Source organism: Prevotella ihumii (genome assembly GCF_900155655.1).
Lineage (GTDB): Bacteria > Bacteroidota > Bacteroidia > Bacteroidales > Bacteroidaceae > Prevotella > Prevotella ihumii.
The window spans coordinates 391,014-412,354 of the sequence record NZ_LT706987.1; the positions used below are offsets into that span (position 1 = coordinate 391,014).

Consider the following 21,341-nt stretch of genomic DNA (forward strand, 5'->3'; position numbering starts at 1 on the left):
CATAGAATAGAAGCATTAAAACTAAAATCATGATGAGAAGTACATTTAAGACACTGTTTTATATCAACAGACAAAAGACCAAGGCAAATGGTCTGACCTCCATACTCTGCCGTATCACGATAGATGGCAAGAACTCTGTCATTACTACAAACGAAGAATGTAAGCCTGCGGAGTGGAATGCCAAGCAAGGAATAACTACAGATAAGAAAACAAACCTTCGCCTGCAATCATTCAGAGAACAAGTAGAAAAGACCTATCAGGAACTGCTCCTAAAAGACGGGGTGATAAGTGCTGAACTGCTTAAAAACAGATTGCAAGGCATAGCAACTTCTCCTACCACTTTGTTGGAGCTTAGCAATACAGAACTACAATCGGTAAAGGAAGGTGTGGGCAAATCAAAGGCAGAAAGAACATACACTAACCTTTGCTATGCTAACAGGATGCTGTGTGAGTTTATCAAGGATATAGGTAACGAGGATATTGACATCCGTACCATTACAGAGGAGCTATTTGAGGAATACCGATTCTTTCTTAAAAAGAAAGGGTTGAAAAGCTCTACCATCAACAATTATCTTTGTTGGCTGAGCCGTTTAATGTTCCGTGCGGTAAGCCAGCGCATCATTCGTTATAATCCATTTGAGCATACAGAATATGAAAAGGTGGAAAAGGCTATCCGCTTTCTTATCAAGAGTGATGTGGCAAAGCTGATGGCAATGAAGATATGTGATAGCGATGCCGAACTTGCAAGACGAATGTTCGTCTTCTCCTGCTTCACAGGTTTAGCCATTACGGATATGGAACATTTGATGTTTGGGCATATCAAGAGTGCCGCAGACGGACAAATATATATAAGAAAGGAGCGTCAGAAGACCAAGGTGGAGTTCATTGTGCCGTTACACCCCATTGCCAAGACGATTATCGAGCAGCAAAGGCAACTAAAAGCGGTGAAAGAAGAAGGCAATAACACGGATATGGATAATCGTCTTATCTTTCAGCCCTGTTGCAGCAGAAGTGTGTTAGCAGCGAAGTTAAGCATCGTAGGCAAGGCTTGTGGTATCAAGCAACGTCTGTCCTATCACATGGCAAGACATACCTTCGGAACGATGTGCCTAAGTGCAGGTATCCCCATTGAGAGCATCGTCAAGATGATGGGACACGCATCAATTGCAAGTACGCAGATTTATGCACAGGTGACGGGCAGCAAGATTTCGGAAGATATGGACAGACTTATAGCCAAGCATAAGTGTACTAATGAGATAATGGAAAAGGAAGCATATAAAACAGTGGTGTAAGGTCAGAGAGGGAAATGACCATTCCGCTGCAACTCCTTGTATCATAGTCTTTTATTTTTTTATTCTTTTTAATTGTAGCCATATTGTAGCCACAACAGAGTATTTTGAGAGTACACGCAGATACTGCTACCCGAAATGCGCACTTGCATTTCTTGGGTTCAAAAGTACAAAAAAGTAGAACATCCTCCAAATTATTGTGGGAAAATGTTTTAGAAATCTTTTGGCTACAATTTTCAGTGCATGGTGCAAGTCTATATATATAGATAGACCTTGCACCATGCACTGACAGTCCCAAAGATGTGATTGATTGATATGGCAGGCTAAAGATTTTCGCCTACGTATTGGGCAACACGGCAACAAATAACGCATAATGTTAAAAATGCAAAATGGCAATATAATGCCAATATTGGCAATTTAATATTCTTTCTAAAGCCCTATTTGTTAAGAACTTTGCAGCATTATTTCTAACAAAAAGACGGATACATATGAAGACAAAGAAACAAAACTCTGGAAGTAACGCAAAATTCTACGTTGTACTTCCGACGCTTGAAATCATGCTCTCCGCCAGCAAAAACTGCAAGCTAAGGGCAGGCTATGCCGATATGGAATATTCCAACTTTATGAAACACTGCAAGATGCAGACCGACCTTCGTATCAACACTTATGCAAGATGTGCCGCAGCCTTCGATATGGATGTGCTGCTGATACATCTCCCAAAGGGAATGATTGATTCCATGATTGCAACCACACCCCATAAAAGCCTTCGCTTCTCCACAATGGAGCAGGAAGATCTCATCGTTATTCTCAATCGGCTGTGCAAGCTAGACAGTAGAAGATTTAAGCAGCATCTTATGCAGTTATTGCACCAATTGGGGAAGGACTCTGAATTTCCAGACGGATGATAATCCACGGAGAGCAACAATTCAATCCTAAACTGAAAAGAGAAGTAGCATATGACAGAAGAAGATAATTTACAAAAGACGGTAATTGCAGAGTTACGCTCACTAAGGAACGACATGGAGCGAATAGCCAGCTTTATCGTGGAAATGAGACGCGATTATTCCGTTTTGGAGGATAAGATGGAACTCAGTTCCTCCGACGTCATCAGACTCTTGGGCATTTCGCGGGCATCCCTTGCCCGATGGAGGGACACCAACGCAATCCCGTTCAGGTATATATCATGCAACCACGTTGCTTATCCGTTCAAGGGACTTTACGTCGCCGTCAAGAGCGGACGTGCCTCCTTCAAGGGTTTCAGACGGGTGGAAGCCCTGCAACGACTCAACGCCTACAAGGATGGTGTCCTTAAAGGATATATGGGAAATGGTCAAACTTTATTTGAGGAACTATGAACATCAAAGAAGAAATACTAAGCCGAACCAACAAAGGACTGGATGTGTTCTGCTTCTATATGCCCATCGACTTTGTGCCAAAGCGCAATTTTCGAAATCCTTTGTATGACGACAAGCGTGCATCGTGCAATATCTATCTCGACAACAAGTCCGGCTGCTACCGAATGAAGGATTTTGGCAATGAAGCCTATTCGGGGGACTGTTTTTGGTTTGCAGCCACAATGCTCGGACTGGACGTGAGGAAAGACTTTGTTAAGGTGCTTGAAACCATAAATCGGGACTTGCAGCTGAATATTTGCATTGAAAGGAAAGAACATAGTAATCCCCACACAATGATGATGAAGCCTTGCAAACCAACCTTAGTACAACCACCTAACCAGCTCAAGAAGATGGAAGGTAAAAAGTGGTACAAGCTAATTGAGCAATCTTTCAATGTCAAAGAACTAGACTATTGGGAGCAATATGGTATTGATACTAAGACTCTGCAACGTTTTCATGTAAAGTCGCTTGCTCGCTATGAGTCTGTCTCCAATCAGGGTAAGCCGTTTACACTTGGTTCAACACATGAAGATCCGATGTTTGCATACAGTATGGGAAAGTTTGTAAAAGTCTATCGCCCTAAGAGTAAGCTGCGCTTTCTTTATGGGGGTGAGAAAGTGAACGACTATGTTTTTGGCTTCCAGCAGCTGCCCAGCAAAGGGGATGTTGTTTTCATCACAGGTGGGGAGAAAGACGTGCTTTCACTTTCGGCTCATGGTTTCAATGCCATCTGTTTCAACAGTGAGACGGCACAGATTCCAGAGAATATCATCGAAGGGTTACAGCTCCGCTTTCGCCACATTATTATATTGTACGACTCTGATGAGACAGGCATTAGAGAAGCTAAACGGCAGACAGATGCACTTGCTCAATACAAGGTATTGAGTCTAACCTTACCATTGCAAGGGGGTAAGTCGGAGAAGGATATATCGGACTTCTTTGCCTTGGGCTATGAAGCAAAGGACTTGAAAGTGCTTCTTAATGATATGTTCACCAATATGTATGCACAGACGATGATGATATTGCAATCTTGTGAGATAGACTACGATAATCCGCCAGACGCTTCAAAGTCGGTGGTGGCAGTAAATGGTGTTCCGCTTGGAACGCAGGACAATCTGTTTTGTATCACAGGTGGAGAAGGAACAGGCAAAAGCAACTACATTGCCGCCATCCTTGCCGGCACTCTTGGGAGAGAACGATTAAAGGCAGAGCAAACCTTGGGATTGGAAGTAACTGCCAACCCCAAAGGATTGGCTGTACTTCACTACGATACAGAGCAATCGGAGGCACAACTCTATAAGAACTTGGAGAAGACACTTCGCAGGGCTGGTATCAAGTCCGTGCCAGAGTTTTATCATTCCCTCTATCTAGCATCGCTATCACGCAAGGACAGACTGAAAATCATTCGTGAGAGTATGGACTTGTTTCATCACAAACACAGTGGAATTCATCTTGTGGTCATTGACGGTATAGCAGACCTGATACGCTCCGCCAACGACGAAACAGAGAGTATAGCCATCGTGGACGAACTCTATCGATTGGCAGGAATTTACAATACTTGTATCATTTGCGTACTCCATTTTGTACCCAACGGCATCAAACTCAGAGGACATATAGGGTCTGAACTGCAACGCAAGGCTGCGGGCATTCTCTCCATCGAGAAAGATGACAATCCCGAACACTCGGTCGTCAAGGCATTGAAAGTGCGTGATGGAAGCCCGCTAGATGTGCCGATAATGCTTTTTGGATGGGACAAGGAAGCCGATATGCACGTTTATCGTGGAGAAAAGTCGAAAGAGGATAAGGAAAAACGCAAGACCGATGAACTGTTGGCTGTTGTAAAGTCTGCATTCCGTGCCAAACTAAAGCTATCATATCAAGAGTTGTGCGATGTGTTGATGCGTGAAATGGAAATCAAGGATCGAACGGCAAAGAAGTATATTGCCTATATGAAGGAGCAGCGTATTTTGTCGCAAGACACAAGTGGTAACTATCAAAAAGGAGAATTATGTCATACATAGACCAAAGAACCGAAGATATATGCCAGAAACGCTTGTTTGACAAGCTGATGACTGTCGAGGACAAACTTGATCGCTTGCTGGTTTTACAGGAACAATCCATCGACACGACCGTACACCCTCCATTGAAACCTGAATACTTGGACATCATCGACGTTTCCAAGATACTCAAAGTGGAGCAGAAGACCATCTATAACTGGGTTTGGGCTGGAAAGATACCCTATCTTAAAGCCAATGGGCGTTTACTCTTTCTCAGAGAAGAGATAGATGAGATGCTCCGAAAGCGGGAGGGATGGTAATTATTGTTGCTTATATTTTTTTATCCGCAATTATTTTGTCGGGACAAAAATAATACTTACCTTTGCAAGCAGAAAGTTGGTTGCGGTTTTACCGCACATGAAGATAACAGTACTCGCTTGGCATACCGTAAGATCTGCCGGCGAGTCATTTTTTTATATATACTATGGCAAATAAAAAATCACGTTCCATTCAGGAACAAATCGATTTACTGAAAGATAGGGGTATGATTATTGAAGACGAGGATTTTGCCCGTCTTCACTTGAACCATATCAGCTACTACCGATTAAAGGGGTACTGGTGGGATATGCAAAAGGACAGAGACCATCATATATTTATGGAGGAATCCAGATTTGAGGATGTTATCTCACGTTATTTCTTCGATAAGGAATTACGCCTGATACTGTTTGATGCCATTGAAGCGATAGAGATAGCACTACGAACAAAAATGATTTATCATCTCTCACAATCTTTTGGCGGGCTATTCTATACCGACAAAAAACTCTTTGTAAATGAATCTCTCCACCAACAGCATATAGAGGATTTGATGAGCGAATTTATGCGCAGTGGTGAAGTCTTTATAAAAGAATACAAACGCAAATACGGAGTGTGGCAAGACGGGAAATGTACATCATTTACCCAGCAGCCTGATGCGTGGGTGATTTTTGAGGTGGCAACTTTCGGTACCCTTTCAAAGATATACAAGAATCTCTGTCATCAGTTACCGGAAAAGGCGAGAATTGCCAATGACTTCGGGCTTAACATACACACGGAACTCTCAAGCTGGCTCGAAGCTATATCCTATTTGAGGAATATTGTAGCCCATCATTCCAGAGTTTGGAGTCGGAATATGGTAAAACGACCTATGGATATCAACAATCCCAAAGGTATATGGCTGAGAAATCCTCTTTCGGAGTTTGCCAAGAAAAAGCCATATCTGATAATTACCTCTATGTTGTACCTGTGCAATGCTATCAATGCCGGAGACACTTACAAAAAGAAAATTATCTCATTGATAGAAGAACGTCCGGATATTCCAATTTACAAGATTGGCTTCCCTAATCATTGGAATAAAGAACCTATCTGGCAATAATGAATTTATGGAGATAATTCAACCAATTATCATACACAATATAAGAATGCCAAGATAAAAATTTTTCAAAAATCGAAAGTCAAGCACAAGAACAAGTGCTTGACTTTCATTTGGATAACCAATACATATTTAGTGTCTCCATTTGGGTCTGAAACTCTGTGAATGGCTATCTTCAAAGGAAAGGCTATTTCTTTTAGCAAATATATATTTTTTCGTAGATTTTTGAGCTGACTATGGATTTTAATATGTATCTTTGCTGTCGTGAATAATGTATTGTTTCGCGACAAAAATTATATGTAAATATGAATGAAAGTATTGAAAATAAAATACTTGCAAAGGTAAAAAAATGCGGACGTAGTTCTGTATTCTTTATTGGTGATTTTATTTCGTATGGTAGTCGAAATTCAGTTAATAAAGCATTGGAGCGCCTCACGGCGAAGGGACTGTTGCTTAGAGTCGCACGTGGTATTTACTGCTATCCTAAAATAGAAAAGGTGTATGGACTTGGTGCAGTCCCTCCATCGCTTGAAGACATCGCCAAGGCAATGGCAAAAAGAGACGGGGCAAGAATTGTCCCAACAGGGCTTTTTGCCCAATACCAACTGGGACTTACTCAACAGGTGCCGATGAATGTTGTTTATTTAACTGACGGAGTGTCTCGCACAATAGATCTTGGCGAGGGGAAAAACATAAAATTCAAGCGTGCCTCACCCAGATACTTTGCCATTCGCAGCCAGTTAGCTCTTCTTTTGACAATGGCACTTAAAGATTGGAAAGTGGAAAATTTGACGGAGGAACAGATCGCCCTCATTAAAGCACAGGTAAACGCAAATCCCCGCTTTCAGGCGACAGATCTAAAACTAATGACCTCAAAGGTAAGGGAATTTATAATTAGCTTGTATGAATAAGTTTTTGAAATTATCAGATTCACAGCGAAAAACCGTCTATGAATCAATTGCGCATAAGGTGGGACTGCCAGCCCAAGTCGTTGAGAAAGATTTCTGGGTAACCGCAATCCTACAGGTGATCTTTGCACTGCCTGTTGCCGGGCATATAGTTTTCAAGGGTGGTACAAGTCTGAGCAAAGGCTGGAAACTCATAGAACGATTTTCGGAGGATATAGACCTTGCTGTTGATCCCGTATTCCTTGGCGCGCAGGAAGGAGACCTTACGAAAAAACAAATCAAGAAATTGCGTAAGACATCGTCGCTTTTCGTTTTAGCGAAGCTGGCTCCCATGATTTGCGAAGAACTTGAACGGCAAGGATTACAGTCGTTTATTACAGTCGAAGCACAACCCAACGGCGAAGGTGATAACACGTATCCCGAACCACGTCAGATTTATCTTCATTACAAGTCTGTCTTTGATAAGGCACTCACATATCTTCGTCCTGATGTAGTATTGGAAGTCAGTGCGCGTTCATTGATTGAACCGACAGAGCCAATACAGATCAAAAGTATCCTTGGTGAGAACCTCCTTATTATGCCATTGACCGATAGTGTCATATATACTGCCATTCCTGCAAAGACATTTCTTGAAAAGGTGTTCTTGCTCCATGAGTTATTCTCTGTTCCCGGGCATGGAATGGTGGCTGAACGCAAAAGCCGACACCTTTATGACCTTTACGTCATGATGAATAAAGATTTTGCAAGGGATGCAGTTACTGATGATATTTTATGGGAATCCATACGCCATCATCGGGAAATTTACACCTCTGTGCGAGGTGTGGACTATACGCCTGATGTACGCAAACGTCTCCAGCTTATCCCCAGAAAAGATATTATTGACACATGGAGTTCCGACTATGAGTCAATGAAAGAATCTATGATTTACGGGGAAAAGCCAACATTTGATGAATTATTAAAGGGGATGTCAAAACTTCAAGAGATGTTTAGAGGAGAAGATTGTCACAAATAATGCTTACGGTTTTGGAATAGAACAAGATTTCGGCAATAAAATGGTATTATTGCCGAAATCTAATCGTTAACACTTATAGTTCTATATTTAGTGTCTCCATTTGGGTCTGAAACTCTGTGAATGACTGTCCTCTTCTTTATTTTGAACAGGAGACGGCTCATTGCTTATCTTGACAGAATGACTATTGCCAGATAAAGCCTCTTCTTGTTTCATGCCCTCCGTTTCTTCCTTTTCCTCTTCCGATGGTGCAAGTGTAAGGGCAATCTTTCTGTCCAACTCTGCCGACTGCCCTTTGAGCGAACGAAGCTCTTCTTCTTTCTTCCACGTTCCATTAGCGATAGCAGTATAGATTTCCTTATTGGCTGCAACCTTCTCTTTCTCCTTCTCGTGCGATTCTATCACCTTGGGGATACGCCCCAGCGCACCCAAGAAATTCTCACACGCAAGTTTCGGGTCCGCAGCCAACTTACCGTTATTATAGGTATAGTAAATGCTTTCCTGTCCTTTGACAAAGAAACGGTTCACGGAGCAGTCAAACAAATCCTTTGAGGTACTCTCCGTCTTCACCATGATAGAGAAACCATAAATCTCACCTATTTTATTGTACTCACCTTTGGTGCGTGCCTTGTCGTTAATTTCTTGCAGGCGTGCGGCAATGACCTTGATGTCTGTGCTGTCCTCCACACCCTTTATGACCAGTTTGTTGATAGGATTGCCCTCTGCATCACGTTCCACGCGCTTCTCAAAGCACACCAAGTCTGCCTTGGCTTCCTTGATCTTGTCTGAATGGAAAGACACGGAGCTGTCAATCTCTGCCAACTTTCCCGTTGCGGCATCACGTTCACGGAGGAAGTTCTTACGCTCGGATTCCAGCGTGGCAATCTTCTTGTCGAGTTTGGCTTTCTCTAACAAGTCCGTATTACCAGATAGCACGGCAACATACTCTGAAAAGTTCATACCGCTATCCTCGTCCATCGAACCCTCGTCAATGGTACGACTACCGAGCGTATTGGTCTTCAACTGATTGATAAACAATTGCTTGTTATGCAGAAGGTTGAACTTGTAGCTGTCAAGTGACCGTTCCACGGCATAGATAATCACATCGACCTTGTTGTCTGCAAATTCTTTGGCAACCAAATTTCCTTTACGGATTGCCCGACCATTGCGCTGTTCTAAATCTGAGGGTCGCCAGGGTGTATCAAGTTGATGCACCGCCACCGCACGCTGCTGGGCGTTGACACCCGTTCCAAGCATAGAAGTAGAACCGAAGATGATACGGATGTCTCCACGATTCATCGCTTCTACCATCGCTTTCTTGGCTTTCTCATTCTTGCACTCCTGAATGAAGCGTATCTCGTAGGACGGGATATGATAATCTTCCACCAATTTACGCTTTACCTCCGAATAGATATTGAAATCTCCACCGGGCTTATACGTACCCAAATCGGAGAATACAAACTGGGTACCTTTCTGTGCATCATACTTCTGATAGTAGTCATTGAGTAATTTCGCACAATGGCTTGCCTTGTTGTCGATATGGTCTGAGTACCCATTTTCGTCTATCATGCGTAGATCCAAGCTCATCTTGCGCGCGTAATCAGTTGCAATCAGCATCTTTGCCTTTTCCTCACTCTCGCTCAACGGCGCACGCCCCAAAAGCGTGGCATCACCGTTTTTGGCAAACTCCATCAACTTGCCGATAAACTCCTCCTGTTCAGGTGTCGGCGGAATGTTATGGAGTATCTCGTTTTTTTCGGGACGATCGATGCCTATATCCTTTGCTGTGCGGAAATCGCAAATCTCCGCATAAAAGTAATGGGGGTGTTGCGGCGTACCAATTGGGACAGGCGAAGAATACCCTGACGCATATCCACAGGAGTGCAACAAACCCGAAAAACATTTGTTTCGTTGAGTACAAACATAAGTTTTTCGGGCAAAGGTAGTAAAGTAAGAATGTTACACAAAGGCGGCTAATATTGGATGCTTACAATGGTTTTAACCCAAATCGAGCTTTCTATGTTAATATCCAAATATTTTGACCGTTATTTTCAATTTATGCTGAGATTTTATATTCAGGGGTGAATGTTTGGCGGTTTCTAACCATTGCAGTGACCAAATGCACAAGTTTGTTCTTGACATTGTTCAGTGCAACTTGCTTCTTCTTTCCGCGTTCCACGAGGCGCATATAGTACCTCGCCATAACGGGATTGAATTTGACGGCAGCCAGTTCAGCTTGTGTCAGCATAGCCTTTATCTGGCGGTTCGCCATATAATGTACATGCGGATCAGAATGCACACTGGTGCCAGAGTCTTTTCCGAATGGGGCTAAGCCGTAATAGCAGGCAATCTTGTGCGAGTCGTAGTTGAAACGATGGAAGTTGTCTGTATACACCATCAGACAGACAGCGTTCTGCGTTCCTATGCCAGGCACCGAGGTCACGATGGTGAACACCTCGGTGAGCTCTTCGTCCGACTTAATGAGCTCGGTGATTCGCTTGTCTATCTTCTCAACTTCCTTATTGAGTTCTGACACGATATGCCTTCCGCTCTGCGAGATCATCGTCTTGATAGGCGATTTCTCCATGGTGAGCTTCTTCTCGCTTCTACGCACCTGAAAGCTGCATCTATGACGTACCACCATTTGACGATACAGAAACAGCTCTCGTAGTTGTGCAAGTGACTCGCTAAGTGGCTCGTACATAACGGCTTTGTCGTGATTTCTCATAGCGTATTCTGCAATCATCGAGGCGTCGGCGCGGTCAGACTTCAATCGTCTGAGACCTGATGCGTCCTTGATGCTCTTGGCGTTCTCAAGCCACATGTCGTAGCCTTTGCCGTAGAGGAAGTTGCATAGCCCTTTGCTGTAGTCGCCAGTATTTTCACCGCAGAAGAGCCACAGGGATGGGTCGATGCCGTAGGAATTCTTCTCCACCCACTTGACCAGTTGCTTGTAGCCGGACACTGTTGTCTTGAACTCGTTGAACACTCTTGGGGCCGTTTCTGTCAGACCGTCTGCAAAAATGATAGCCACATCAACTTTTTCTTTCGAAAAATCAACTCCGATAAATAAATTCTTCATATCTTTGTACAATTTTATTAAGTAGAATTGGTCGATAGTTGTATGGACTAACACTCTAACAAGGCTCAGAGCCGATAATTTTCTATCTGGTCTTTGCAACTATGTCGATGAGGTCCGAAACGATTTATAGCTTTTAGTTGGGTCATTAGCTGGTTTACCTCTTCGACAGACCGATTCTACCTTTTTACAACAAAGGTACGAAACTGTCTTTAGTAATCATAGTTTTATCTTGATTATTTAATGTTTATGCGACTGCGTCGCATTCTTCTGCAAACTTAGAGGTCATTAGACCAGTTTAGGTGCTTACTTTATTATTTTTGAAACTTATGAGATGTCTTTTGGATTATTTTGGCTTTATTTTACCTATATCTGCAGTCACATAGCCCGCTATGCTCCTTTGATATATGCAAAATAAATCTCAACATAATCGCAAAATACATTCTCATTCTAACGACCGATTGGGGTTAAAAATAATTTATGACAAACAAAACCCATAAATTCATCCGCAGAGAGATGAATTTATAGGTTTCAAAAGTAGTGTTATGAGGATTTCTAAACAGAAAAGACTCATTCTTTGATGCGGATAAACGCATTGGCAAGAATGGCTGTAAGACCGCCCATTGTGATACCGCTTGAGAATATATTTTGAATGATTTCGGGCATTTTCTTCATAATATCGGGAACAAGTTCAACGCTCAAACCCATAGCAAAGCTAATAGCCATCACCAAAACTGCTTTACGATTGATAGTAGTTGCGGCAATGATGCGAATACCTGCTGCAGCCACTGTTCCGAACATAAGAAGTGTAGCACCGCCAAGTACACAGTCGGGAATTAAAGAGAACAATTGTCCTACTACAGGGAACAAGCCCAAAAAGACCAAAGCACCTGCTATGAAATAACCTACATAGCGACTTGCCACACCCGTAAGTTGTATCATACCATTGTTTTGCGCAAAGATAGAGTTTGGAAAGCTATTGAAAACTGCTGCCAAAAACGAGTTGAAACCATCGGCAAGAATACCGCCCTGAGCACGCTTCATAAACACTTCGCCCTCAACTGGTTGACCAGAGATGAGCGAGTTTGCAGTGATGTCGCCGTATGCTTCAACAGCTGTTACAAGATAGATGAGACCAATACCAATAATAGAACCCACGTCGAAACGCAATCCATACTTGAAAGGTACAGGAATGTTCAATGCACCAGCTCCATTAAGACGTGAGAGGTCTATCATTCCCATAAAATAAGCAACCACACAGCCCAACAACAAGCCAAGCACAATGGAAGCCATACGGAGGAAACGATTGCCCGAACGATTGAAAAACACAATACTCAACAATACCAAAAGTGCTAAACCAAGGTTTTGCATAGAGCCAAATTGCCCTGCTTCCATTGCCATCTGACCACCTCCACACGAATTAATACCAGCCTTAATCAAGCACATACCAATGAGCGAAACCACGATGCCCGAAACCAACGGAGTGATGATTTTACGCATATAAGGTAAAATGCGGCTCACAAACATTTCAACCACTGATGCCACCAAACACGCACCAAAAATATAGCTTAGTCCCATTTCTACATTCATCTTTCCGCCTACCATTCCGAGCATACCTGCGCCAATGATAGGACTAATAAATGAGAATGATGTACCTTGGATACAGAGCAAGCCTGCCCCCACAGGACCTAACTTATAACATTGTACGAAGGTAGCAATACCCGACACGAAGAGCGACATAGATACAAGAAAGCCCGTTGTCTCTAAATCGAATTGTAATGCCGAACTAATGATGAGCGGTGGAGTGATAATAGCCACAAAGATGGCCAAAAGGTGCTGAAGTGCCGCAAATATAGTTTCACGCAATGGCGGACGGTCGTTCAGTCCGTAAATAAGTTCTTTTGATTCTTCCATAGTTAGGTTACAATATAATAATTTTAGTTTTCAAAGTTTTCGTAAAGCAAAAACTAATCTCGCTTAATCTCTAAGTTTGATTTCGCAATTGTCTAACGACTCAATAATTGCCAAGCTCTCGCAGCGTACCCCCGCAGCCTCTATCGCCTCACGGCCGTGTTGGAAAGCTTTCTCAATAATAAAGCCCATTCCCACGAGTTCTGCCCCAGCCTGTTGACACAAATCCATAATGCCTCTGGCTGCATTACCATACGCCAAGAAGTCGTCTACAAAGAGCACTTTGTCGTCAGGAGTAAGATATTCTTTTGATATACACACGTGATATTCACGCTGTTTGGTGAACGAAAAGACCGTTGCCGAAAGCATATCGACCATTGTTGATGGCTTTTTCTTTTTTGCAAATACCACAGGTAGGTCGAGCAAGAAGCCCATCATTATGGCTGGCGCAATGCCACTTGCCTCCACTGTAATAATTTTGTTGATTTCGGTAGATGCGTAGCGGCGTATCAATTCCACAGCTATCTGCTTCATCAAGTTAGGGTCTAACTGATGATTAATAAACTTGTCTACCTTTAATATTCCTCCTTCAAAACATTTACCATCTTTAAGGATGCGGTCTTTCAATGTCTTCATTGTACAATTATTTTTATTTTGCGTGTATTTTGAATTAACTCTAAAAAAGCAAAAGGACTTCTAAATAAAAGTCCTTCAACAATAATTGCGTGCAAATTTACTATTTTTTTCAAAAACAAATTAGCTTTTATTCTAAATATTTTATCCCATCAATGAAATCCATAACTTTTATGCGGAAGTATGGGAGTAGAAAGCAGAAAATGGAATAAAACTCATATCTGACTGAAATACAGCGGATATTGCTTGTTTCTTCTTAGGGTTGCATCATAGAAAACAGGCAGAAAAGGGAGCGAAAAGGAGGGAGTTCAGTTACCAAATCGTTCGAAAAACGATGAAAGGAAAAGGACGGCTTAAAGTGGTAACTAAAACGGTGTTTTCTCTTTCATTATCAGTGCCTTACACCGCTCAAAGTTCCTCGAAGAAGTGTAATTTTGCAAGCAAAAAACAATGGAAAAAGAAAAATTCAAGCTGCTTTTCTACCGCAAAAGAGGTACGCAGAACAAAAACGGTAAAAGTCCCATCATGGGACGCATCAGCGCAGGACACTCTATGGTACAATTTAGTTGCAAATGCTCATGTACTCCTCGCTTGTGGGACAGTCGCAAGAACCGACTGCTGGGCAAGAGTGCTGAAACCGTATCGGTAAACAAGGAACTTGACCGCCTTCAGGTGAGTATTCACAAGGTTTATGAGTCTCTTTCGGGTAAATCCAATGCTTCCATCACGGCAGAGCGAGTACGGGATCGTCTTTTCATACTTCGGGACTTGGAAAACAAGGAAAGCAGTGTCGGCAACCGCCTACGCCACTTGCATTAGGTCATTCGCAAGGCATTGCAGGAGCGATACGTTCGTGAAGACCCTTTTGAACTCATAGACATAGAAACGCCTACCTACGATCGCAATGCACTTACGGCGGACGACCTGCAAAAACTCTTAGCTTACCGTCCGCACCGCTCGACAGACAACCATTGCAGACTTATTTTCCTCTTGGGATGTTTTACGGGGCTGGCATTCTCCGATTTGAAGAAACTCAGAATGGATGATGTTTATACGCTCGGTGATGGACGCAGATATATCTCCCTCTGCCGAACAAAGACACAGAACAGAAGTATTGTCCCATTGCTGCCCGTTGCCGAGAAAATACTCGCCATTGTGAGCCACGGACGAAGGGAGGGGCTTTTCTTTCGAGAGTTTCCCAGCAACAGTAATTTCAATAGAACTATTCAGGAGATATGTATTAAGGCAGGACTGCCACCGCATACCCAAGCGACCTCGCACACCGCACGGCACACCTTTGCTACGACCATCTGTCTGGAGAACGGACTTCCGATAGAGACGGTGAGCAAGATGCTGGGGCATCGCTTTATCTCCACGACCGAGATTTATGCACGGGTGACCAAGAGCAAGATTGCCAAGGAAATGCAACCCCTGATGGGTAGTGAGCATACAAGGGTACTGCGTAAAGCCTTACGGCTGTGTCCGTCAAGAACACCGAAAAAGTCAAGTCCCATAATTGGGATGTAACAGCCGTAATGAATGATTCAAAAAAAGAAGTCCAACTTTTTAACAAGAAGAACAATGAAACAGAAGAACAAAAAGGAACTTTCCTACTTCCGATTGAAGTTGGAAAGCTATATGAGTGAACATCACCCCGAAAGAATGAGTAATACGGAGTTTATCACGGCAAGAGCCGACATAGCACTGACCGCCTACTGCGATGCCGTGACGCAAGGTTTTAACCATTTAGAAGCAGAAAGAATAGCAAGTGAAGTGCTTTTCAGTGGACTGCACTTTTCAAAGTATGACACCCTTGTTTACATCTTGGAGAACGAATTTGAGAAGGAACTTCCTGCACCGCTCCCCGAGAGGCTTTCACTTTTGTTGTTGGCGAATAAGGCTGTTCAAGCCACATTCGACAAGTTCGGTTTGACGGACACATTGGCTTCTGACGAGCAATACGGCCGTCTTTACACCGAACTGACAGGCACGATAGTACTGCTCATCGAGAGCAACAACCTGCCAATGGTCAAACAGACGGAGGAAGCAAGCCCGAAGGCATTGTAGGCAAAGGCGCACGCAAAGTTCCTGATGCCGTTTCTTATCGTGCAAAGGTACAACGGCAGCCTATCTGCCCTGACAAGGTCGAGTCCTGCGGATGGAGAGAAGAATCTCCACCGCAGGATTTTTCTTTTTCAAGGCGGTACTACAATTCTCAATATCCGTGCGGTCGTATTCATCTCTCCCAACCTTGCAGGGCAGGGCTGCCGTAGAGAGATAGGCACGACAAGAATACGGCATACTCAGGCTCTTTGGACGCAAAAGCGAATTATAGAAACAATAGTTAGAACTAACGATTGTCTTGACAATCTTATTATATGACAAGCCTTTTTTTGTACAACTTATTGTCTGTACAATTTGTTGTCATAACAATTTATTGTCAAGACTATCTGTTGTCAAGACAAACTATCGTCAAAACAAACTATTGATAGTTCGACATCTCGATTTGTCGAACTATCGAACTGTTGATAGACCAACAAATATGCAATAAAAGGAAAGAGCCGGCACCTCATCTCATTACCGCAATAACGCTGAGGAATTTTCTCGTGGTCTTTTCTCTTGTTTTCCTAACATTTCCCTGCTTTTCCTCATTTCTTGCAGCGGTGCTTCCGAGGGTTTACTTTTGCACTCGATAAGTACGGCAATGGACTGCATAACAGTTTGTTTGCCGAGCAACAACAAAGTAATCAAAACAAAATTAAGGCAATGAAACTCATTATCATCGACCGCAAAGCGTGGGAGCGACACCACTCCGAATTTGCAGACTTTATCCACAGTATCGAACAACTCATCGGCAATCCGCCCAAAAAGGACGAATGGCTTGACAATGAAGCCGTATGCCACAGGCTCGGCATCAGCAAACGCACCCTGCAATCCTATCGCGACACGGGTAAAATACCCTTCTCCATCATTGGGCATAAATGCTATTATAAGGAGAGCGACATCGCAGAGTTACTGAATGCAAACAATGAATGAAATCAAACACAGAACGAACTATGGAAGAGAATGAAATCATTACACAGCAAGACCCTCAAATGCAGATGTTTGCACAGTTGATGGAGGGTACTTTGAAGAAACTGGAGCGTTATTGTTCTACAGCCCGTCCGATGCTGGGCGGAGAGATTTACCTCACTGGCGAGGAGGTTTGTAGCCAATTACGGCTCAGCACACGCACACTCCAAGAGTACAGAAACTTAGGAACGCTTCCTTTCTACAAAATCGGAGGGAAGATACTTTACAAACAGAGCGACATACAAACAATGCTTGAAAGACATTATAACGCAATACCCAAGAAATTATGGCAAGAATAGATGAACAAAGGAAACAACGTCTGGAACAAGCCCTTCGAGATATGGGCAATTATGGCGTTAAACTCCGCAAGCCCGAAGAGTTGCCCGATTTTGACCAGCCCGTAGATTATGAAGAGGAAAAGAAAAGATTTGAGCCTGTTAAAGTTGAGGAACAAAATGACAAGGAGAGTCACAAGGACTATTCTCAACCGTCCTATCAAGAAACAGAGTTGTCACCAACGGAAAGGGCTACTTCTACCGAAGAGAATCATCAACGAATGGGAAAAACAAGGGAAAGGAAGCAATTATCCGAGTTTCAGGGGAAATATCTCCAGCCCTTTCGCAACAGCCACCGCAAAGCCGTGTATGTATCAGAGGAAACTCAACGGAAGTTGGACTTCGTGGTGAGGAAAATCGGTGAGCAGGGAGCAAGCGTTTCAGGCTATGTGGAGCAGGTGCTTCGAGAACATCTCGACCAATACAAAGATGATGTGGAAAGATGGCGGAAACTCTGAAGTACTGCATTCCTCGAATGCAAGTCTACGCTGAGTTACTGTATTCAGTGAATGCAGTAACACGGCATGGGCTTATAATCCCATTTTCTACATCAGCAAGGTGTGTCTTTGTACCACAAATTGCTATTTGTACCACAAAGACCCTTGCCCCGAAAGGGGATTAAATCACTCCAAAGTCGTGATTAGAAAGCAATGAAAAAGCAGAAACAAAAGAAGCCAGACGGCAGATGTGCCACCTGCCCACGATGGGACAGATGGCACATCAGAATACCTAATTCCGAAGACCAGCAGAAGCTTATCAATCTCTACCGCAAGTCGGGAGCAAAAACGAAAAGTGATTTTGTCCGAGCAAGGCTTCTTGGTGAAGCCTTTAAGATCATCACCCAAGACCCTGCAAAAGAGCCTTACTTGGAGAAACTCTCCGAAATCGTCACCATGACTCATAAGATAGGCATGCTATACAACGAAGTCGTGAAAGTCCTCAATACTTATCATTCTGTAGTCACTTCTCAACAACTGCTCGGCAAACTTGAAACTTATTCCCAACTTCTTATCAGACTACAACAGCATGCACTATTTCTGACAAAATTTTAATACAGTTGGTTAAAATTAACAGAGCGTTTGTAAATCACCATCCCATTGTAAAGGCATGGGATGCCAGGTGTTGATGAAGGAGGGCTACCCCTCGCGTGTCACATCATGCTGCTCACGTCATTTAATCACCTTCTTTCCATTGACAACATACACACCTTTAGGCAAACGGGCGATTCCCTCTTTGCCCTCTCCAACTTTAACCCCTTGAAGGTTATAGATGGCATATTGGGAAGCATTTGTCGTTGTATGGGTAGGGATGCCCAACTCTACGTCATCCAACACAACAGCCAGCGACTTCACGGCGTTTTCGTTATTGTTATGATTAGGCTCCACAAAAGCAGAGAAACACTCAACAGTTGGTGCTTGAGACAGCTCAAAGCAATTTGTTTCTGCATTATAGAGATAAGCCGAGACTGGCTGATGTTGTTCAATCGTTCCAACAAAGTTATAATTGTCAGAGCCGAGAACACTCTTGACTTGCTGATTGACTTCTACATCCTTGCCATGGATGGTCAGAATCATGTCTGCTGTTGCGTCATGAATGTGTTTTATTTCCAGAAGATAAGGACAATAAGCCTCTATATGCTGAGTTGTGTTAAAATAAAGTTTGTTCTCCTGCTCATGAACGAAATTATAAACATGCAATTCGGCGGGTTGGCCGTTTATCTTGATGGCATCGGGAACAAAAGGTAAGGAGACGGTAGTCCATGCGCTTCCTGTATCCTTACCATTGGCAACCAAAGGACGCTGGCATGTAATTTCTCTTGCGGTAAAATTGCGCAACATCTTTATGGGCTGGTTGGTTTGTAAGGTTATCTTCGGTGCTTCATCGCCCAAGATGACATTTTTTCCTTTCAAAGCCTCGGGTACGGTGCTTGCTTCGTGCAGATAATATAGACAGTTGGGATTGTTGCTTGGCTTCAACTTTGTATCTGGCTTCACATTCAAGTCGCGCATGTCTACTGCTATGGCATCCGTCAAGTCGATACTCTCTTCTGGCTCAAGAGCCATTGACGTTCCATCTGACAGGTACTTCATCACGGCAGCTTTGCACGTAATGGCTCCATTGCATATAGCCTTACCTTTTTGATAGATACCTTCGTATCCCAGTAATGTTATGATATATCTTGTTCCAGGAATCAAGTTGTCGAAAGCAAACGGTAGTGTGATAGTCTTTCCTGCGGGAATGATGGCATTTAGCCGTTTCATCTGTACGTCTTGTTTCTTTCCAACTATTGCGATGAGCAAATCGCGGTCGTAATCATCAGTCGCCGTATTTTTAACCTCAAACCGTCCTTCCAGGTGGGTGCCATACAGTTCATCCGCCTTTTTACTACTACCGTTTGTGCAGAATACCGATGCCGTTAATTTAGCGTCTGGTACGTTCTTTCCTTCTGCGACGTCCACCTCTCCTTTACCTACGAAATCGATGTCGCAATCTTGCATGCTGTCCCAAACGTTAATGCGATATTGTGTTTTCGGCTTCGCCACATCGGGTTGAAAGCTCAAAGGTACTTCTATCGTTGCGCCAGGTGCTATGGATAAGCCCAATACCGAACGTTTGTTGCCGAAAACAAAACTTAACGAGCCTGTAAAGTCAGGACCAACATTCTTTATTTTTGCCATAGCCGTATAAGTTCTGCCCGTCTTGATGACTTTTGGCATGTCAATGGAAACCAATTTCAAGTCGATGGTTTGAGGATTGATGATGGAAGCATTCAGCTGGGTTTCCGTAATATGTAAGTTGCATACCGACTTCTCCGCACCAGGGCAAAGTTTCCAGGTGTTTGCCTTTTTGTCTTTGCATATGGGCAACAGCTGATAGTCACCTTTCAGTCCTGCGCCAAAGTTTTTCAAGATTGCCTTATAGAAAGTCCTTTTAGGGGTGATTGGCTCGTACGAGATGAAATCGCTCTCGTGCACCACTTTAATCAACTTACCGTCTTTATATAAGCCCACGCCCATTTTACCTTCAAAGGGCAACAGCATGTAATTGAACACCTCGTAAGACAGACTAAGGTTTTTAAAACCTTGATCAATTCTTTTTCTCGACATTTGGCTAAGGCCGCGCAAGTGTAGGTCTATTACCGTTATGGCGTCCAACTGCTCTTCACCTTCATTCGGCTTAACGCCTAAAATGGCACACTGGCTCAATGAATATCCGCCCTCAAACGATCCTATTCCTTGTTGGTCTGGATTGAGAATAGACAAGCGGAAATAACCATCAGACAAGCCGCTCCATCCCCAGTTGATGTGAAAGTAATCGCCCGACTCATATCCATCGCAAACGAATTCGTGTCCACCTCCAGTTGGCGCCACACCACCATACAGAACGGGGCGACCTTCATTCAATTCCTCGTAAATCATATTGTTCCATGTCTTTGAGGTATATCCACTACGGTCGGCATAGCGTGCCGTCTTGCTGTATCCAAAATAGTGTGTCAGTGCGTATGGCAACTCAACGGCTATCGTTCCCGAGCCCCCTTGCTTGGCGGTGGCATAGTCCATTTCCGTTGAGACTCCGCAATATTTCATCAATTTCGCCACGGCGTTTTTCTGCTCCCGATTGGCATTCTCGTCATACGTTCGCAGCATGTTTTTCCAATCGAATGTCGTTTTGGGCAGTGCGTCCAAAACCTTTCCTATCTTCGGGCTCTTGTAGCCGGGTATCGTTTCGAGGGTTTCTCCCTGCGGGCATTGATGATAATACATCACTTGTGCCATGGCTGTTGCGACGCATCCTGTTACCGTTCGTTCAAAAGCCCCCATCGGGCAGGCGTCATTATAGGGCGCTCCTTGATCCCAACGTGTTTCGATGAGCGGACGAATGGATCGTTTCACGCTTAGTCCCGCACGGGTTCCAGGAGTTGTTTTTAGGTTTTTTAACTGTAGACGGACAGCCGTTTTTATCTCGTGCTCATACAAACTGAGCAAGTCTTTCAATTGCACGGGAATGTTGTTTACGTCAAACTTTCCCGTATAGGCATATCCCAAGACAGCGTCTGTCCGATCGTCTGCCGACGTGATGACAAAGCCTTGCCCGTTTCCATTGTTGAAAACATAATAAGCGTTGGGACACTGCATGACCATTTTCAACTGGTTGCGCTGAGCTTTTGCGCGAGTGCTTGTCGTTGATTGTTTTTGCTTCAAAAATCGCATAGCCAGCTTCATGGCCTCTTGCTTTCCGATGGGATTGGCATTGGCCAAGGTGGAAATGGCGATTAAAACGAATAATAGAATTTTCTTCATTGTTG

19 protein-coding genes and 2 pseudogenes are annotated in these 21,341 nt (G+C 43.5%); 14 read left to right on the forward strand and 7 right to left on the reverse strand.

What is annotated here, in order from left to right; genetic code table 11:
- The first annotated feature begins 32 nt into the window (after nucleotides 1-32).
- The 8 genes from CZ367_RS01835 to CZ367_RS01870 all read left to right on the forward strand — a co-directional run bounded on the left by CZ367_RS01835 (nucleotide 33) and on the right by CZ367_RS01870 (nucleotide 8,008).
- Nucleotides 33-1,292 carry a site-specific integrase gene (locus CZ367_RS01835; RefSeq protein ID WP_077197331.1) on the forward strand — a complete coding sequence of 420 codons (1,260 nt, stop codon included), beginning with the start codon at nucleotides 33-35 and terminating at the stop codon, nucleotides 1,290-1,292.
- Nucleotides 1,293-1,777: 485 nt separating this feature from the next.
- Nucleotides 1,778-2,194, forward strand: coding sequence for a hypothetical protein (locus CZ367_RS01840; RefSeq protein WP_036857307.1), 417 nt, complete (start codon nucleotides 1,778-1,780; stop codon nucleotides 2,192-2,194).
- A 51-nt stretch (nucleotides 2,195-2,245) separates the two neighbouring features.
- Nucleotides 2,246-2,644 carry a hypothetical protein gene (locus CZ367_RS01845; protein ID WP_021669139.1) on the forward strand — a complete coding sequence of 133 codons (399 nt, stop codon included), beginning with the start codon at nucleotides 2,246-2,248 and terminating at the stop codon, nucleotides 2,642-2,644.
- On the forward strand, nucleotides 2,641-4,704 hold the full coding sequence (locus tag CZ367_RS01850) for a bifunctional DNA primase/helicase (RefSeq protein ID WP_077195465.1): 2,064 nt from the start codon (nucleotides 2,641-2,643) through the stop codon (nucleotides 4,702-4,704). Before CZ367_RS01845 ends, CZ367_RS01850 begins: the two co-directional genes overlap by 4 nt.
- Nucleotides 4,692-5,000 carry a helix-turn-helix domain-containing protein gene (locus CZ367_RS01855; RefSeq protein ID WP_060941488.1) on the forward strand — a complete coding sequence of 103 codons (309 nt, stop codon included), beginning with the start codon at nucleotides 4,692-4,694 and terminating at the stop codon, nucleotides 4,998-5,000. Before CZ367_RS01850 ends, CZ367_RS01855 begins: the two co-directional genes overlap by 13 nt.
- A gap of 164 nt (nucleotides 5,001-5,164) precedes the next feature.
- The gene (locus CZ367_RS01860) at nucleotides 5,165-6,091 is read left to right on the forward strand and encodes an Abi family protein (RefSeq protein ID WP_036885306.1); all 927 of its coding nucleotides are present in this window, start codon (nucleotides 5,165-5,167) and stop codon (nucleotides 6,089-6,091) included.
- A 302-nt stretch (nucleotides 6,092-6,393) separates the two neighbouring features.
- Nucleotides 6,394-6,999 (forward strand): DUF6088 family protein, encoded by a 606-nt coding sequence (locus CZ367_RS01865; protein WP_036866237.1) that lies wholly within the window; start codon nucleotides 6,394-6,396, stop codon nucleotides 6,997-6,999.
- On the forward strand, nucleotides 6,992-8,008 hold the full coding sequence (locus tag CZ367_RS01870; protein WP_036885309.1) for a nucleotidyl transferase AbiEii/AbiGii toxin family protein: 1,017 nt from the start codon (nucleotides 6,992-6,994) through the stop codon (nucleotides 8,006-8,008). The genes CZ367_RS01865 and CZ367_RS01870 overlap by 8 nt, the downstream gene beginning before the upstream one ends.
- A gap of 87 nt (nucleotides 8,009-8,095) precedes the next feature.
- Here CZ367_RS01870 and CZ367_RS01875 read toward each other — a convergent pair.
- The 5 genes and pseudogenes from CZ367_RS01875 to xpt form a co-directional block, all read right to left on the reverse strand.
- Nucleotides 8,096-9,820, reverse strand: a pseudogene (locus tag CZ367_RS01875) (helicase-related protein); the annotation flags it as partial.
- Nucleotides 9,778-9,930: a hypothetical protein gene (locus CZ367_RS16115; protein WP_237581478.1), complete on the reverse strand. Its 153-nt coding sequence runs from the start codon at nucleotides 9,928-9,930 to the stop codon at nucleotides 9,778-9,780. The pseudogene CZ367_RS01875 and the gene CZ367_RS16115, both read right to left, overlap by 43 nt.
- Before the next feature lie 131 nt (nucleotides 9,931-10,061).
- On the reverse strand, nucleotides 10,062-11,087 hold the full coding sequence (locus CZ367_RS01880) for an IS110 family RNA-guided transposase (RefSeq protein ID WP_077195466.1): 1,026 nt from the start codon (nucleotides 11,085-11,087) through the stop codon (nucleotides 10,062-10,064).
- 567 nt (nucleotides 11,088-11,654) lie between these two features.
- The gene (locus tag CZ367_RS01885) at nucleotides 11,655-12,998 is read right to left on the reverse strand and encodes a nucleobase:cation symporter-2 family protein (RefSeq protein WP_077195467.1); all 1,344 of its coding nucleotides are present in this window, start codon (nucleotides 12,996-12,998) and stop codon (nucleotides 11,655-11,657) included.
- A 63-nt stretch (nucleotides 12,999-13,061) separates the two neighbouring features.
- Entirely contained in the window at nucleotides 13,062-13,631 is a 570-nt protein-coding gene (gene xpt / locus CZ367_RS01890) for a xanthine phosphoribosyltransferase (RefSeq protein WP_077195468.1), read from the reverse strand.
- A 447-nt stretch (nucleotides 13,632-14,078) separates the two neighbouring features.
- Between xpt and CZ367_RS01895 the strand changes: the two are divergent.
- Nucleotides 14,079-15,155, forward strand: a pseudogene (locus tag CZ367_RS01895) (site-specific integrase).
- A 54-nt stretch (nucleotides 15,156-15,209) separates the two neighbouring features.
- Entirely contained in the window at nucleotides 15,210-15,695 is a 486-nt protein-coding gene (locus CZ367_RS01900; RefSeq protein ID WP_202613105.1) for a DUF1896 domain-containing protein, read from the forward strand.
- A gap of 60 nt (nucleotides 15,696-15,755) precedes the next feature.
- Here the strand turns inward: CZ367_RS01900 and CZ367_RS15775 are convergent, their stop codons facing one another.
- On the reverse strand, nucleotides 15,756-16,013 hold the full coding sequence (locus CZ367_RS15775) for a hypothetical protein (RefSeq protein ID WP_144005924.1): 258 nt from the start codon (nucleotides 16,011-16,013) through the stop codon (nucleotides 15,756-15,758).
- Between the two features lie 381 nt (nucleotides 16,014-16,394).
- Here CZ367_RS15775 and CZ367_RS01905 point away from each other — a divergent pair, with 381 nt between their 5' ends.
- From CZ367_RS01905 to CZ367_RS01925, 4 genes are all read left to right on the forward strand, one after another.
- Nucleotides 16,395-16,664, forward strand: coding sequence for a helix-turn-helix domain-containing protein (locus tag CZ367_RS01905; protein ID WP_077197332.1), 270 nt, complete (start codon nucleotides 16,395-16,397; stop codon nucleotides 16,662-16,664).
- 20 nt (nucleotides 16,665-16,684) lie between these two features.
- Entirely contained in the window at nucleotides 16,685-16,999 is a 315-nt protein-coding gene (locus tag CZ367_RS01910; protein ID WP_077197333.1) for a helix-turn-helix domain-containing protein, read from the forward strand.
- Nucleotides 16,987-17,493: a DUF3408 domain-containing protein gene (locus tag CZ367_RS01915; protein ID WP_021668821.1), complete on the forward strand. Its 507-nt coding sequence runs from the start codon at nucleotides 16,987-16,989 to the stop codon at nucleotides 17,491-17,493. The genes CZ367_RS01910 and CZ367_RS01915 overlap by 13 nt, the downstream gene beginning before the upstream one ends.
- A 192-nt stretch (nucleotides 17,494-17,685) precedes the next feature.
- A complete protein-coding gene (locus CZ367_RS01925) occupies nucleotides 17,686-18,087 on the forward strand; it encodes a plasmid mobilization protein (RefSeq protein WP_077195471.1) in 402 nt (133 codons plus the stop codon).
- Between the two features lie 117 nt (nucleotides 18,088-18,204).
- Here CZ367_RS01925 and CZ367_RS01930 read toward each other — a convergent pair whose 3' ends face one another.
- Complete coding sequence (locus tag CZ367_RS01930; protein WP_077195472.1) at nucleotides 18,205-21,336, reverse strand: C10 family peptidase; 3,132 nt, start codon at nucleotides 21,334-21,336, stop codon at nucleotides 18,205-18,207.
- Nucleotides 21,337-21,341: the final 5 nt, after the last annotated feature.

Excerpts from the sequence above, each read along its gene's own strand:
- CZ367_RS01835 (WP_077197331.1), top strand. The coding sequence starts at position 33 with ATGAGAAGTACATTTAAGACACTGTTTTATATCAACAGACAAAAGACC.
- CZ367_RS01840 (WP_036857307.1), top strand. The coding sequence starts at position 1,778 with ATGAAGACAAAGAAACAAAACTCTGGAAGTAACGCAAAATTCTACGTT.
- CZ367_RS01845 (WP_021669139.1), top strand. The coding sequence starts at position 2,246 with ATGACAGAAGAAGATAATTTACAAAAGACGGTAATTGCAGAGTTACGC.
- CZ367_RS01850 (WP_077195465.1), top strand. The coding sequence starts at position 2,641 with ATGAACATCAAAGAAGAAATACTAAGCCGAACCAACAAAGGACTGGAT.
- CZ367_RS01855 (WP_060941488.1), top strand. The coding sequence starts at position 4,692 with ATGTCATACATAGACCAAAGAACCGAAGATATATGCCAGAAACGCTTG.
- CZ367_RS01860 (WP_036885306.1), top strand. The coding sequence starts at position 5,165 with ATGGCAAATAAAAAATCACGTTCCATTCAGGAACAAATCGATTTACTG.
- CZ367_RS01865 (WP_036866237.1), top strand. The coding sequence starts at position 6,394 with ATGAATGAAAGTATTGAAAATAAAATACTTGCAAAGGTAAAAAAATGC.
- CZ367_RS01870 (WP_036885309.1), top strand. The coding sequence starts at position 6,992 with ATGAATAAGTTTTTGAAATTATCAGATTCACAGCGAAAAACCGTCTAT.
- CZ367_RS16115 (WP_237581478.1), bottom strand. The coding sequence starts at position 9,930 with ATGTTTGTACTCAACGAAACAAATGTTTTTCGGGTTTGTTGCACTCCT.
- CZ367_RS01880 (WP_077195466.1), bottom strand. The coding sequence starts at position 11,087 with ATGAAGAATTTATTTATCGGAGTTGATTTTTCGAAAGAAAAAGTTGAT.
- CZ367_RS01885 (WP_077195467.1), bottom strand. The coding sequence starts at position 12,998 with ATGGAAGAATCAAAAGAACTTATTTACGGACTGAACGACCGTCCGCCA.
- xpt (WP_077195468.1), bottom strand. The coding sequence starts at position 13,631 with ATGAAGACATTGAAAGACCGCATCCTTAAAGATGGTAAATGTTTTGAA.
- CZ367_RS01900 (WP_202613105.1), top strand. The coding sequence starts at position 15,210 with ATGAAACAGAAGAACAAAAAGGAACTTTCCTACTTCCGATTGAAGTTG.
- CZ367_RS01905 (WP_077197332.1), top strand. The coding sequence starts at position 16,395 with ATGAAACTCATTATCATCGACCGCAAAGCGTGGGAGCGACACCACTCC.
- CZ367_RS01910 (WP_077197333.1), top strand. The coding sequence starts at position 16,685 with ATGGAAGAGAATGAAATCATTACACAGCAAGACCCTCAAATGCAGATG.
- CZ367_RS01915 (WP_021668821.1), top strand. The coding sequence starts at position 16,987 with ATGGCAAGAATAGATGAACAAAGGAAACAACGTCTGGAACAAGCCCTT.
- CZ367_RS01925 (WP_077195471.1), top strand. The coding sequence starts at position 17,686 with ATGAAAAAGCAGAAACAAAAGAAGCCAGACGGCAGATGTGCCACCTGC.
- CZ367_RS01930 (WP_077195472.1), bottom strand. The coding sequence starts at position 21,336 with ATGAAGAAAATTCTATTATTCGTTTTAATCGCCATTTCCACCTTGGCC.